This window comes from Streptomyces sp. PA03-3a, assembly GCF_033792735.1.
In the GTDB taxonomy this organism is placed as follows: domain Bacteria; phylum Actinomycetota; class Actinomycetes; order Streptomycetales; family Streptomycetaceae; genus Actinacidiphila.
Genome location: NZ_JARAVM010000041.1, coordinates 58,231 through 71,244 on the forward strand (window position 1 = coordinate 58,231; position 13,014 = coordinate 71,244).

Here is a 13,014-nt window from a genome sequence, read left to right on the forward strand (position 1 = left end):
ACGCGCTCCGGGCAGGTGCGACCTGTCCAGTCGTCACCGTGAAAGGGACGACGGCAGAGTGAGGAGATCGGCCATGGTCAAGAAACCGGACAAGGAAACGGCGAAATCCGCCGCCAAGGCATCGGGTGCGGGAACCGGTAAGGAGGACCAGGCGCACGAGCGGGTGGTTCGCGGCTCCGCCTCCGGCGCCGAAGGCTATTCCGCCGAGCATGGCACCCTGGCCGGCAATCCCATCGAGGGCCTGGAGACACACCGACCCGAAAAGCGCGACGGGGAATCCTGACCCGCGTGCAGGCCAGGATGCGGCGATCAGCCGAGCCGCGCACGGTCGAGGGATGACGAAGCAGCAGCCGCCCGTGGGATTGCGCGGCACGAGCAGCGAAAAGTGTTCCCTCTGACGCCCGGACCCCGCCGGAACGGCGCCTGGCGCACGAGACCCGGTCGACGGGGGGTGCGGCCGGTGTGGGCGTAGTGGGCCCGGATCCACCACGGACACCCTGCACAACGGGCGGTCCATGCCGGGACTCGAGGGTTGAGACCGGGTGACCGGAGCTCAGCGACAGGCCCGACGCGCCCGCACCGCTGATGAAGCGGCCCGCACGCCAGGCGGCGACACGACGGCTTCCTTAATGGAGAGGTCTCCGACTACCTCGGCAACACCCCGGCCGTATGCCGCGCTTCGTACATCAACCCCCGGGTCGTGGAGCTCTACGAGGAAGGCGTGACCATCGCGGCGGCCGTGCCCGAGATGGGCGACCAGGGCTCTTACGGAGTCCCGGCCACCCACGGCCCCGCGGAGCGAGCCGTCCTGCGAATGCTCCGCACCGGCCGCCCGCCACGTGCCTGAGCAGCCCGAGGCGTGCCCTGGCCAGGCGCGGGTACGTGCCCGGAGGAGCACGTACCGCTGTGCCCGCGAGGGCAGAGCCGACGGGTCCGTCAGGACGGAGGCCCGCTCATGAACGACGACGCCACCAACCCGCCCGCCGGGACCGTGACGGCGCCGCCACTGCCCACGGACCACACCCAGGCCATCCTGCAGACCACCAAGCGCGTGGCCGCCGTGCTGAAGGCCGCGGGCCTCCCGTTCGCGCTGACCGGGAGCGTCGCCGCGTACGCACACGGCGTGCCGGGCAGTCTGCAGCACGACACCGACTTCTGCGTCCGGCGCGAGGACGTGGAGGCGGTGCTGGCGGCTCTGGCCGCCGACGGCGTCGAGGCCGTCCCGGCGCCGGAGGACTGGCTGGTCAAGGCTCGGGCTGACGGTGAGGACATCGACCTGATCTTCGAACTCGGGCGCCGTCCTGTGACCGGCGAACTGCTGCGCAGCGCCCCCGTGCTGCCCGTGGACTCCGTACGCATGCCCGTCCTGCCGCCGACCGACCTGCTGAGCACCCTCCTCGGCGCCCTGACCGAGCAGCACTGCGACTTCGGCGCGCTGCTGCCGCTGGCCAGGACCCTGCGGGAGCGCATCGACTGGAGCCTCATACGTGACCGGTACCAGTCCGAGCCGATGCCCGACGCGTTCCTGTACCTCCTCGAACGACTCGGTGTCGTCGACCCCCGGGAGGCCCCGTCATGACCGCGGACCACTACTTCATCGAGCGTCTGCGCCGGCGGCTGGCCGACGACGAGGTGGCCGAACTGGGCGTTCGCGTCGAGGAGCGCGGCGGGGCCGTGGTGCTGTCGGGCAGCGTGCCGGACGCGCCGGCGCTCGCCGCGGTCGTGCGGATCGCCGAGGACGAGTCCGGAAGCACTCCCGTGGTCTGCGACCTGCGGATCACCGGCGCCGAAGCCCCCGACCACGCCGAGGAACTGCCGTGATCCGCGTGGCGGCCGTGGGTGACATCCATCTGGGCCGGGAGAGCCGTGGCTCGCTCCGGCCCGCCTTCGAATGCCTGCCGGAGTGCGCCGACGTCCTGCTGCTCGCCGGTGATCTCACCCGCCACGGCACCGTGGAGGAGGCCGAGGTCGTCGCGGGCGAGGTCGCGGGGCTGCCGGTTCCCGTCGTGGCCGTGCTGGGGAACCACGACTACCACAGCGACCAGGAGTCGGAGGTCACGGCCGTGCTGACCGTTGCGGGGGTGACCGTCCTTGAGGGCGAGGGCACGGTCGTCGACCTCGGCGGGGCGCGACTGGCCGTCGCCGGTACCAAGGGCTTCGGCGGCGGCTTCGCCGGGCGGAGCGCCGGCGAGTTCGGAGAGCCCGAGATGAAGGCCTTCGTGGCACTGACGCGCCGCTGTGCGACGGGTCTGCGCACGTCGCTGGAGCAATTGCCGCGGGACGCGCACACGGTACGCGTGGCGCTCACGCACTTCTCGCCCGTTGCCGACACCCTCGCCGGGGAACCTCCGGAGATCCACCCGTTCCTCGGCAGCTACCTGCTTGCGGAGGCGATCGACGAGGGCGGAGCCGACCTGGCCGTGCACGGCCACGCGCACCGGGGAGTCGAGCGGGGCATGACGGCGGGGGGCGTACGCGTACGCAACGTGGCGCAGCCCGTGATCGATCGCGCTTTCGCCGTCTACCGGCTGCACACCGGGTAGCAGTCCCCGCGGAGGGACCTGCGATTCGCCGAGAAGGTGATGTGAGATGACCGGGACGACCCGGGACCAGGACACCGTGAGGGACAAGGCCACGGTCAAGGCCCTGCTGGACCAGGAGGGCCACACCTACGCCGAGGACGCCGGCATCAAGCTGAGGAACACACCCCAGCCCCTGTACCAGGTGCTGGTGGCAGCGTGCCTGCTCAGCGCCCGCATCAAGGCGTCCGTGGCCACCGCCGCGGCGCACGAGTTGTTCGCCGCGGGGATGCGCGACCCCCGCAAGATGCGCGACGCCACCTGGCAGCAGCGGGTCGACGCGCTCGGCCGGGGCCACTACCGGCGCTACGACGAGCGGACGGCGACGCAACTCGGGGACGGCGCGCGACTGCTCCTGGACCGCTACGGAGGCGACCTCCGCCGCCTGCGGGACGAGGCGGACGGGGACCCGGACGCGATCCGCCGTGCCCTGCGCGAGGTTCCCGGGCTGGGACCCGTCGGGGTGGAGATCTTCCTGCGCGAGGTGCAGGCGGTCTGGCCGGAGGCGGGCCCGCTCTTCGACGCCAAGGCGCTCAAGGGCGCGGAACGGCTCGGGCTTCCGGCGCGGCCGGAGGACTTGGCCGCCCTGGTGCCCGAGGCCGCGTACGCGGTCTTCGCGGCGGCCCTGGTGCGCGCCGCGCTGGACCGCCACGTGGCCGAGGAGGTCGCCGGGGCGCGACCCTGAGCGGACCCGGGCCGCGCCGTCAGCGGGCCGCTTTGCCGAGGGCCCGGGCGAGATCCGGAAGACTCGCCGCTTCACGGTCCGGACCGGTCATGACAGCGGGGTAGTGGGCAGTGTCCCGGTGCAGCCAGGCGCCCGCGAGCCCGGCCCGCCGAGCACCGTCCACGTCCCATGGGTGGGCAGCGACGAGCAGCGCCTCCTCGGGCCGCACGCCGGCCCGGTCGGTGGCGTGGCGATACGCGGCCCGCGCGGGTTTCCAGCACCGGGGCCCCGAGACGTCCAGCAGGGCGTCGAAGTGCCCCAGCAAGCCGGCACCGTCCAGCAGTCGCCGGGTGGTCGCCGCCGAGCCGTTGGTCATGGTGAACAGCCGGTAGCCGGCGGCGCGAAGTTCCTGGACGCCGTCGGGTACGTCCGGGTGCACGGCGAGTTCGGCGAAGCCTTCGACCACGTGGCGTGCGGCGTCCTCCGCGTCGCCGCTCCAGTCCGGCGATGCGGTGAGCAGCGCGCGGACGTTCTCCGTCGCGATCTCCGCGAAGTCCGCGTATCCGCCGGCGGCCGTGAGTGCGAAGCCGTCGCGCAGCACGGCGGCGAACCAGGTGGGCAGGACGTCCTGGGAAACGCCGATGTCCTCGAAGCGCCCGCCCAGGGGCGTCAGGTCGCGAGGGTCTCGTTGACGTCGAAGACGATCAAGCGGACACGGTTCTCGGCCGCCATGGCGTGCCTCCGCAGAGACGGATCGGTGTCTGTCCGTCCATCGTGCGCCCTCACCGCCGTCCGCCGAGACCGGACTGTTCGGCTCCGCTTTTCTGGGCAGCACGTATATGAGGTGATAAAAATGGGTGAAAGTGGTCGTAATTCTTCCTCAGCCGTGATGGAGGCCGTGTCGCACCCTCTGGACACGATGAGGTCGACGGCGCAGAGGCTGCCGGGAGCCGAGGCCGTCAAAGGGGCGTTCGACGGTGTACTGGACAAGGTAGGGGTGGTCTCGCCGCAAACACGACGGGTGGCCGCCTACACCGGGGCAGGGCTGCTCGGCGTCGCCGGAGTCGTCGAGTGGCCGGTGGCGGCCGCGGGAGCCGCCGCCGTGTGGCTGACGCAGCAGCGTTCGCGCGCGCAGGCGATGGTCCAGGACCAGGCCGAGGCACAGGCCCGCCAGGACGTGCCGGACCTGCAGGACACGATGGTCCCGCCGGAGACACGGATACCGGCCGCGCCGCACGCGCAGGGCCACATGTCCGCAGCCGAGACCCACGAGGCGCCCCTCGCCGAGAAGGGACCGGACGCGATGACCGGACCCGATGAGCTGCCGGTTCCCGAGGGCGGGCCGAGCAAGGCGAAGATCAAGGCGAAGCAAGGCAAGAAGAAGGCGAAGGCCTCCGCCACATGAGGGCGGCGACGGGGTTGGGGCTGCTGATCGGACTTCCCGCCGCGGGCCTGCGGCTGGCCGCTACCGCTCCCGGCGACGTCGCGCGCCATGTGCTCCCACTGGCGGACGCCGGCGCACGCGCGGCACTGCGCAGCGCCGTTGCCGCCTCCCGCGGTGCCGTGCGCCTCGGGCGGGCGACACAACAGGCGATGACCCCTGGACGCCGCTGGGTCGGCGCACACCGCCTGCACGTCCCGCTGCGGCCGCGCCGCGGAGCGGTACTCGACCGAAGGCAGTTGGAGTCGGCGGCCCGTAGGGTCGCGGTGTCACTGGCTGAGCATCCCGACGTGCTGGCGGCCTACTGGGACGGCGGCCTGGAGTCGCTGGTGGTGCAGTTGGCCGAGGACGCGGTCGCTGGCAAGGTGGCGGCCCGGGCGGCCGGGCTGGCCGCCGATCAGCAGCTGGAACAGCCCGAGGAACCGGCACTGGATCACGACCATCCCGGCCAGGCCGGCAGTGCCCGCGTGCATGCCACCGCGCTGTGCTGCGACATGGCGGGCGTCGCCACCGCGACGACCGCGCGGGTCCTGCGGCTGCGCCCGTCCCCGCGCCTGGTGACGGCCGCCGTCACTGCACTGCGCGAGGACTCACGACCGCGCGGCTGGCTCCGGCACAGGCTCGGGGAACCGACCGCCGACGCCCTCCTCTCCGTCGCCTACGCGGCCGCGCACGGCTTCGGGCAGTCCCCGACGGCTCTCGTGCTGGACGCGTCCCTGCGTGCCGGTCAGCTCCTCGAATCGGTCACGAGGGCCGCGTTGTTCGACGAGGTCCACGACCGCCTGTGCGACCCCGACCGGCACAGCCTTCCGACGCCACAGGTGCGGCGGCCCCGCCTCCATGTGGTGCCGGCCCAGCAGTACGCCGACCAGGCCGTCACCGGAGGACTGCTGGGGGCCGTGGCGACGCTCGCCTTCACCCGCGACGGCGCCGAGGCCGCCGAGGCGGTCCTGGCCGCCGCCCCGCGCGCGGCACGCTACGGGCCCGTCGCCTTCACCGCCGCTCTCGGCACCGGCCTGGCCCGTCGCAGGGTGCTCGTGCGCGATCTGGAGCGGATCCGGCAACTGGAACTGGTGGACACCGTCGTCCTGCATCACTCCGTGCTCAGCGGCCGCAGGCGCACCCTGACGGAAGCGAGCCCTCTCGGCGACGGCTGGGACCACGACCGCCTCTGGCACGCCGCCTCGGCCACGCTGCGGGCGCAGGACGAGAAGCAGCTGGACGAGAAGCGGCAGGACGAGGCGGAGGTGCGCCTGCGAGCCGCGGCAGGAAGCGCACCGGGGACCCGCACGGGGCGGATGACCGCCCTCGACGACGACAACCGCGAGGTGGGCACCGTCTTCGTCGCCCGCGAGGTCGACCCGCTGGCGGAGGCGGTTCTCGACGCGGCCCGCCGGGCAGGTCTGCACGTCGTCGTCGCCGACGACGGGACGCTGGGCGAGTTCGGCGCGCTCGCCGACCAACTGGTACCGGCTGAGGCATCCTTGACCGATACGGTGCGCCGACTCCGTCAATGTCGAAGGGCCGTGCTCACCGTCGCGCGGGTGGCGGCCGGGTCCGGGGCCGACGACGACGTGCCCACGGGATTGCTGAGCAGCGACGTGGCCGTGACCGTCGTCGACCCGGGCAGCGCCGTCCTGTGGGCGGCGGACGCCCTGGTCCTGGACGACCTCTCCGGGGTCTGGCGGCTGCTGGCCGCCGTACCGGGTTCCCGGGCGGCCGCCCGGCACGCCAAGGTCCTTGCCGAGGCCGGAGCGGCGCTTTCGGAACTGATGGTGCTCACCCGTGGCTCGCGAGGACGTCGTGCCGCGTGGCGCGTGGGACTGCGACTGAGTCCGGTCAACGCCGCGACCGCGGCCGCCCTCGTCGACGGCTGGCGCGGCGCCCGGCGCGTCCTGCGCCGCGACGTGCCCCGGCCGCGGCCGCGCGTGCCCTGGCACGCCCTGGAACCCCGAGAAGTTCTCGACCGGCTGCGCGAGGCGGAGCGCGACCTCCACGAGGAGTCGACGCGCGCAACGTCGGCGGCCGGGCGTCTCGGCCGGTCCGTGGCCGCGTCACCCGCCGCCGTTCCACTGCGGCTGACGGGGCGTCTGGTCGGCGCGGTACGCGCCGAACTGGACGACCCGCTCACGCCCGTGCTCGCCGTGGGGGCCACCGCCTCCGCACTGCTGGGCTCGGCCGTCGACGCCTTCCTCGTCACGGGCGCGATGGGCATCAACGCGCTCGTCGGCGGCATCCAGCGGCTGCGCGCCGAACAGGCTCTGGCCTCCCTGGCGGTGACCCAGCGTCAGCAGGCGCGCCGGGTCGTCGACCCCGAAACCGGCGACACCCGCACCGTCGAGGCCGGACGGCTCACCCCCGGGGAGATCATCGAGCTCCAGACCGGAGACGTGGTCCCCGCTGATGCGCGGCTGCTCGTGGCCGAGGATCTGGAGGTCGACGAGTCCTCCCTGACGGGGGAGTCACTGCCCACGCTCAAGCAGACCGAGCCGACCCCCAGAGTGCCGGTCCCGGACCGCCATTGCATGGTCTTCCAGGGCGCGACCGTGGTGGCGGGCCGGGGACGCGCCGTGGTGGTCGACACGGGGGACGACACCGAGGCGGGCCGAGCCGCCCACCTGGCCGCGCGGATGCCGCCGGCGCCCGGTGTGCAGGCCCGGCTCCGTGAACTGACCTCCACGGTGCTGCCCCTCACCCTGGCCGGCGGCGCCGCGGTGACCGGACTGTCGCTGCTGCGCGGCACGCCCGTGCGGCAGGCCGTGGCCGGCGGGCTGGCCGTCGCCGTGGCGGCCGTACCCGAAGGGCTGCCGCTCACCGCGACCGTCGCCCAACTCGCCGCCGCCCGCAGGCTGACCGCCCACGGCGTGCTCGTGCGCACCCCGCGCACCCTGGAGGCACTCGGGCGGATGGACACGGTGTGCTTCGACAAGACCGGCACCCTCACCGAGAACCGGCTCCGCGTGGTCCGCACCGCCGCCCCCGACGGCGGTGCCCACGAGAACGACTCCCAGGAGGGCCGCGAAATCCTGCGGCAGGCCGCCAGGACCTGCCCCCAGGTCGGCGAGGACCACGGCGTCCACGCCCACGCCACCGACGGGGCCGTCCTCGACGCGGCCGGCGACGACCCGCACTGGACCCCCGCCGACACCCAGCCCTTCCAGGCCTCCCGCGGCTACGCCTCGGCCACCGGGCACGACGCGGAGGGCACCCCGCTTCTGGTCGTCAAGGGCGCACCGGAAGTGGTACTGCCCCTCTGCCCCGACGCGGACGGCACCGCGACCGAGACGGCGCGGGTGCTGGCTGCCGAGGGCCTGCGCGTACTGGCCGTGGCGGAATATCGCCTGCAGGCCGGCGAGTTCGCGGGTGCGCTCGAAAGCTCGCTGGAGCAGTACCGGTTGCAGCTGTCCGGTTTCATCGCCCTGGCCGACACGCCCCGTTCGGACGCGGCACCGCTGATCTCCGGACTCCGTGAGGCGGGTGTGCGGCCGGTGATGCTCACCGGCGACCACCCCGAGACCGCCAGGGCCGTCGCCGTAGCGCTCGGCTGGTCCACGGACGTCTCCGTGGTCACGGGAGACGAACTCGCCACCCGTGACCGCACGGGCCGGGCCTCGCTCGTCCGTGATTGCGGCGTCGTCGCCCGTGTGGCGCCCGAGCAGAAGTTGCAGGTCGTCGAGGCCCTCAGGGAATCCGGGCGGGTCGTCGGCATGGTCGGTGACGGCTCCAACGACGCGGCCGCCATCAGGGCCGCGGACGTCGGTGTCGGCATCGCCGTGCGGGGCTCCGCGGCCGCGCGCAACGCCGCGGACCTCGTCATCGTCAATGACGAACTCTCGGCGCTGATAGAGGCGGTCGCCGAGGGGCGCGCCCTGTGGCACAGCGTCGCCGACGCGCTGACCGTCCTGATCGGCGGCAACGCCGGCGAGATCGGCTTCTCCCTGCTCGGGACCGCGATCTCCGGCGCGTCACCGCTTTCCACCAGGCAACTCCTGCTGGTCAACCTGCTCACCGACATGTTCCCCGCGATGGCGGTCGCCGTGACTCCGCAGGGCGCCACGGGCACGGCTGCCGGAACGGACGGGACCGGGACGGAAGGGCGGGGAGCGCGGACCGGTACGGCCCCGCTGGGCCTGGGGACCCTCGGCGCACCTCTGGCCCACCGGATTCGGCATCGCGGCATCGTCACCGCCCTCGGAGCCGCGGCCGCCTGGCTGGTCGGCACCGTCACGCCGGGCAGCGCCCGGCGCACCAGCACCATGGCGCTGTGCGGTGTGGTGGGGGCCCAACTCACCCAGACCGTGACCGGCCGCCGTCACAGCCCCTTGGTGTGGCTCACGGTGCTCGGCTCGGCAGCGGCGCTCATCGCCGTCATCCAGACCCCGGGTGTGAGCCAGTTCTTCGGCTGTACTCCGCTCGGCCCCCTCGCCTGGGCCGGAGTGGCCGCGGCCGTGGCTCTCGCGGCTCTCGCCCCGCGCTCACCGTCCCGCTGAAGTCGCGTCAGGCGACCCGACGCCTCCGCCGTGCGCGCCCGCCGCTCGCGACCGGCCAGGTGGCGGTGAGCAGCGTGATGATCCATGAGGCCGCGCCGACCCAGACCAGCGGTGGCGACGTGGTCAGCGTGGCCGACAGCAACAGGGCCAGGGTGCCGCCGGCCAGGAAGGTCACGAACAGGGCGCGCGGCCACCGGGCGAACCGCGCCGCGGTCTCCCGCAGGGGGGTGCGCAGGCGCATGGTGCGCAGTCGCCGGGCAAGGGCCCGGTCCTCGTGACGGAGCAGTCGTTCGATCCCGTCGAGTGCCATCCGCTCCCGGCCGGTGAGCCGGCAGTCCTCCCTCATCGGCGTCTCCTGGCCACGCGCGGGCCGGGCTGCTCCGGCCATCTGTGCCCGCGTCTACCCCGTCGAACGCCGGGGACCCGTGCCGCACGAGAGCTGACCGGATCACGCCCACGCTGGATGATGCCCACGACGAGCGGGGCGCCGGCCGCGGATCGCGGCCGGCGCCCCGGCATGCTGCGAGCGAACGTCAGGTCACCATCGGTACCAGCGGCGGCGCCCGCCTCCCTCGGCGGCCCGGAACACGAAGCCGAGCAGCCACACCACCAGGACGATGACGGCGATCCACCACAGCGCCTTGAGGGCGAAGCCCGCCCCGAAGAGGATCAGGGCCAGCAGCAGGACAAGCAGCAAAGGAACCATGTCTACAACCTCCTGACCCCGCGTGTGCCCCGCCCTCGTGCCACCATGCACGCCGAATTCGAGGCGGCGATCGCGAAGCCCTGTCGGACCGGGGTGGCCATGATCCGGCCATGAGCCCGACCGCGCGGCAACTCGCCCTCGCCACGCTGGACCGCCAACTCCTGCTCGAACGCCGGAGCCTCGACGTGGCCGAGGCCGTCCGCCGGCTCTGCGCGCTGCAGGCGCAGGCTCCGGCCTCCCCGTACCTGGCGCTGTGGAACCGCGTACGCGACTTCGCGCCCGAGGACCGGCGGAACGGGGACACCCTGCCCTGCCTGCTCGTCGACGGGCTGGTCGCCGGGGTGTGGCGGGCGGTGGACGGGGGAGTGGAACTGACCGCCTTCCGCAAGCTCGGCAAAGCCGCCTGGGACGGCCTGGCCGAGGAGGCGGCCAGGCTCAGGGCACTGCTCGCCGACCGCGACCCGGCCGTCTACCGGCGCTACGGACACTGGTGGGACAAGGGGCTCCCCGGCGTCGAGAGCCGGATCGTCACGGACTGACCGGGAGCCGCGACAGGGCGTCGGGTGTGGCTGTCTCCGCCGCGCCGCGCGACGGGCATCGGTCCCTTGCGCCCCACGGGTCACAGGACCCACTTCGGCCCCGTGGCACATCTTCGGATCACGTGTCTATGGTCGGGCGTACGGGGCATGACGTTCATTGTTCGCAGCTGGTGGCTGAGCCCCAGCGCCCTCGCCCGAGAGGAGGCCACTCATGGGACAGCCGTGGAAGGAGACTCGCGAGGAGCCGGAGCCGGAGCCGGAGCGGGAGCGGGAACCGGCAGAAGACGGCCGCTCCGCGGACGAAGAGCGGCCTGACTCGGAGCGGACGAAGATGCCGCCGCACGAGAAGCGGCGGGGCACCGGCCTGGAGGACTTCTAGGCGGCGCGCGGCCTCGGCACCGGCGGGCGGGGCGCCACCCGCAGTGCGGGCCGGCGCCCCGCCGTAGTCAGGTGGACAGAAGGCGGTTGAAGAAGGAGCGGTAGCGCCGGAGCGCCGTGCGCAGCTCTTCGGTGTTCACCTCTTCGCCGCGGGTCCACTGGCCCTCCAGGCCCTGCTTGTGCTGGGCGAAGGTCGACGCCAGCTTCTGCATGACGTCGGCGACCAACTCGTCGGCGGCGTGCACGGCGTCGCGCGGGTCGTCGACGAACTCGCTCTGGATCTGCTGCCAGCGGGTGCGGAAGTCCTCCTGGTCCGCGGAGCCCAGCAGCTGTGGGGCCTCGTCCGCGGCCTTGTCCCCGGTGGGGGCGCCGACCGCTTCGTCAGGCGGCGGCTCGCCCCGTGACCCGGTGCTCTCGCCGGGGTATTCCGGTGCCCTGGAGGCCGCCTCCGGGCGGTCCTGCGGGGTGCCGGGAGGCGCGTGGGTCTCTGCGAGGTCCTCGGTGGCCAGACCGCTTCCGCGGGAGACGCGCTCGCGTTCCATCGTTTCTCCGCCTTTCGGATGGGTGTTGCGGGTTCCGCGTCCCGGGCGCTGGTCAGGCCCGGGCGTGGCGCCGCCCGCCGCCGTCGGTGAGCAGCTCGTCGAACAGGGCGCGGTAGTGGACCATCGCCCCGCGCAACTGTTCCGTGGTGGCCTCGTGCCGGGTGCTGAGGTCGTTGACCTCGTGAGCCGCCCGGTAGTGGTCCAGGGTCCGGCCGTGCTCCACCGACAGGTCCTTGACCCGCTGGTCGAAGTCCTCGGTCGGGTAGCCGCGGTCGTGCATCAGGGAGACCACGAGGCTGTCGGCGTCGTGCACGGCGTCCTCGGGCCGGTCGACGAACTCCTCCTGGACGCTGGTCCACTCCCGCGCGTAGCGGTCACGGACACCGCTCGGCAGCGGCTTGATGTCCAGCGAGTCGTGACGCTTGGCGCGTGCGGCGAGGTCGCGCTCGGCATCCATGCGGCTGTCGGAGCTCTCCACCGTCCTGTCGTACTCCGGGCCGAAGCGGTTCTTCAGGCGCTGGTGCCGGATGAAAAGGGTGGACGCGACCGCGATCAGGGCGAGTATCACCACCACGGGGATGATGATCGCCAGAAGTGTCCCTGTTGACATGGGGTCGACTCCCTAGCACTCACGGGAAACCCCCCTCGATGCGACGCCTGCCCCGGGCTGTGTCTCCGAAACGCCGCTTATGCGGCTATTCGTCACGCGAGCGCGCCCCTCAGATCCTGCCGCGCGCCGCGCGCAGGTGCTCGACGACCGGGGTGAGGGCCTTGCGGAGGGCCGCCTGGTCGTCGGTGGGGACCAGGTCGATGAAGTGCTCCCGTACGGCGGTGACGTGGTGCGGGGCGACCCTGCGCATGGTCTCCCAGCCCTCCTCGGTCAGGACGGCGAACAGCCCGCGCCGGTCGGATTCGCAGTTCTCCCGGCGGACCAGGCCGCTCTTCTCCATGCGGCTGATCTGATGGGACAGCCGGCTCTTGGACTGCAGGGTGGTGCGGGCCAGATCGCTCATCCGCATGCGGCGCTGGGGCGACTCCGAGAGGTTCACGAGGATCTCGTAGTCGTTGATGGTCAGGTCGAACGGCTCCAGATCCCGTCCGAGCTGGTTGAGCAGCAGAGTGCCGACGTCCACGTACGTGCGCCAGGCCCGCTGCTCGTCGTCCGTCAGCCAGTCGTCGCTCTTGCCCTTCTCCATTTCCTCAGCATATCGAGATGCCCAGTTCTGCTTGAAAGCTCGAAAAGAAGCCATTCACGGCGGCCTCGCGCAGGGTGCACGGGCGTCGCTGGACGTGAGCCCCTCGACGACGCCTCGGTCGGGCCTGAGGAGAGCGAGGGTGGGCATCGACGCGCGGGCGCGGGGAAGCAGATGTACGGGTGGTGTCGCGGGTGGTCGCGGCCTTCGGACGGCGAAGCCGACGCGTGGTGTCGCCTGAGGTCACCGGGCGGTTTCGGAAACGGAGTGGCTCGATGCGCACGGTGGGTGTGGAGGAGGAGCTCCTGCTGCTGGACGCGGAGTCCGGGGAGCCGCGGGCGTTGTCGGCGGCGGTGCTGGCGTCGGCGCGTCGTGAGCGCGGGGTGTGCGGCGAGGTGTTCGAGGCGGAGCTGCAGAGGGAGCAGTTGGAGTTCGCCACGCGCCCGCAGGAGCGGATGGAGGATGTGGCGGCGGAGGTCGTG

At 72.9% G+C, this 13,014-nt stretch carries 17 protein-coding genes; 11 read left to right on the plus strand and 6 right to left on the minus strand.

Translation table 11 applies throughout. From position 1 onward, the window contains the following. Window positions 1-73: 73 nt before the first annotated feature. From PV342_RS34845 to PV342_RS34870, 6 genes are all read left to right on the plus strand, one after another. Complete coding sequence (locus PV342_RS34845; RefSeq protein ID WP_406261682.1) at window positions 74-283, plus strand: hypothetical protein; 210 nt, start codon at window positions 74-76, stop codon at window positions 281-283. A gap of 417 nt (window positions 284-700) precedes the next feature. Beyond that, entirely contained in the window at window positions 701-847 is a 147-nt protein-coding gene (locus PV342_RS34850; RefSeq protein ID WP_500320195.1) for a hypothetical protein, read from the plus strand. A 108-nt stretch (window positions 848-955) separates the two neighbouring features. Continuing rightward, the gene (locus PV342_RS34855) at window positions 956-1,579 is read left to right on the plus strand and encodes a nucleotidyltransferase family protein (protein WP_500320197.1); all 624 of its coding nucleotides are present in this window, start codon (window positions 956-958) and stop codon (window positions 1,577-1,579) included. Continuing rightward, window positions 1,576-1,821, plus strand: a complete 246-nt coding sequence (locus PV342_RS34860; RefSeq protein WP_500320199.1) for a BON domain-containing protein — start codon at window positions 1,576-1,578, stop codon at window positions 1,819-1,821. The genes PV342_RS34855 and PV342_RS34860 overlap by 4 nt, the downstream gene beginning before the upstream one ends. Beyond that, window positions 1,818-2,543 carry a metallophosphoesterase family protein gene (locus PV342_RS34865; protein ID WP_386996600.1) on the plus strand — a complete coding sequence of 242 codons (726 nt, stop codon included), beginning with the start codon at window positions 1,818-1,820 and terminating at the stop codon, window positions 2,541-2,543. The genes PV342_RS34860 and PV342_RS34865 overlap by 4 nt, the downstream gene beginning before the upstream one ends. A 46-nt stretch (window positions 2,544-2,589) precedes the next feature. Then, complete coding sequence (locus PV342_RS34870) at window positions 2,590-3,264, plus strand: endonuclease (protein ID WP_329189721.1); 675 nt, start codon at window positions 2,590-2,592, stop codon at window positions 3,262-3,264. Between the two features lie 19 nt (window positions 3,265-3,283). Here PV342_RS34870 and PV342_RS34875 read toward each other — a convergent pair whose 3' ends face one another. After that, complete coding sequence (locus tag PV342_RS34875; RefSeq protein ID WP_400806805.1) at window positions 3,284-4,078, minus strand: haloacid dehalogenase type II; 795 nt, start codon at window positions 4,076-4,078, stop codon at window positions 3,284-3,286. 63 nt (window positions 4,079-4,141) lie between these two features. Between PV342_RS34875 and PV342_RS34880 the strand changes: the two genes are divergently transcribed. Both PV342_RS34880 and PV342_RS34885 read left to right on the plus strand, forming a co-directional pair. Continuing rightward, window positions 4,142-4,648, plus strand: coding sequence for a hypothetical protein (locus PV342_RS34880; protein WP_400806802.1), 507 nt, complete (start codon window positions 4,142-4,144; stop codon window positions 4,646-4,648). After that, window positions 4,645-9,174, plus strand: a complete 4,530-nt coding sequence (locus PV342_RS34885) for an HAD-IC family P-type ATPase (RefSeq protein ID WP_500320203.1) — start codon at window positions 4,645-4,647, stop codon at window positions 9,172-9,174. The genes PV342_RS34880 and PV342_RS34885 overlap by 4 nt, the downstream gene beginning before the upstream one ends. Window positions 9,175-9,181: 7 nt before the next feature. Here the strand turns inward: PV342_RS34885 and PV342_RS34890 are convergent, their stop codons facing one another. After that, on the minus strand, window positions 9,182-9,520 hold the full coding sequence (locus PV342_RS34890; RefSeq protein ID WP_400806796.1) for a DUF3040 domain-containing protein: 339 nt from the start codon (window positions 9,518-9,520) through the stop codon (window positions 9,182-9,184). Window positions 9,521-9,712: 192 nt separating this feature from the next. Beyond that, complete coding sequence (locus PV342_RS34895; protein WP_026251678.1) at window positions 9,713-9,880, minus strand: DUF5670 family protein; 168 nt, start codon at window positions 9,878-9,880, stop codon at window positions 9,713-9,715. A 110-nt stretch (window positions 9,881-9,990) separates the two neighbouring features. Between PV342_RS34895 and PV342_RS34900 the strand changes: the two genes are divergently transcribed. Further along, window positions 9,991-10,419 carry a DNA glycosylase AlkZ-like family protein gene (locus PV342_RS34900; RefSeq protein ID WP_500320205.1) on the plus strand — a complete coding sequence of 143 codons (429 nt, stop codon included), beginning with the start codon at window positions 9,991-9,993 and terminating at the stop codon, window positions 10,417-10,419. Window positions 10,420-10,630: 211 nt separating this feature from the next. Further along, the gene (locus PV342_RS34905) at window positions 10,631-10,798 is read left to right on the plus strand and encodes a hypothetical protein (RefSeq protein WP_500320207.1); all 168 of its coding nucleotides are present in this window, start codon (window positions 10,631-10,633) and stop codon (window positions 10,796-10,798) included. Between the two features lie 67 nt (window positions 10,799-10,865). Here the strand turns inward: PV342_RS34905 and PV342_RS34910 are convergent, their stop codons facing one another. The 3 genes from PV342_RS34910 to PV342_RS34920 form a co-directional block, all read right to left on the minus strand. After that, a complete protein-coding gene (locus tag PV342_RS34910; protein ID WP_361012714.1) occupies window positions 10,866-11,339 on the minus strand; it encodes a hypothetical protein in 474 nt (157 codons plus the stop codon). Window positions 11,340-11,391: 52 nt separating this feature from the next. Continuing rightward, window positions 11,392-11,949: a hypothetical protein gene (locus PV342_RS34915; protein ID WP_400806788.1), complete on the minus strand. Its 558-nt coding sequence runs from the start codon at window positions 11,947-11,949 to the stop codon at window positions 11,392-11,394. 109 nt (window positions 11,950-12,058) lie between these two features. Then, window positions 12,059-12,535, minus strand: a complete 477-nt coding sequence (locus PV342_RS34920; protein ID WP_018562744.1) for a MarR family winged helix-turn-helix transcriptional regulator — start codon at window positions 12,533-12,535, stop codon at window positions 12,059-12,061. 272 nt (window positions 12,536-12,807) lie between these two features. On the opposite strand from PV342_RS34920, the gene PV342_RS34925 reads away from it, so the two are divergent. Next, window positions 12,808-13,014, plus strand: a 207-nt coding sequence (locus PV342_RS34925; RefSeq protein WP_500320210.1) for a glutamate-cysteine ligase family protein, incomplete at its 3' end; no start/stop codon positions are given.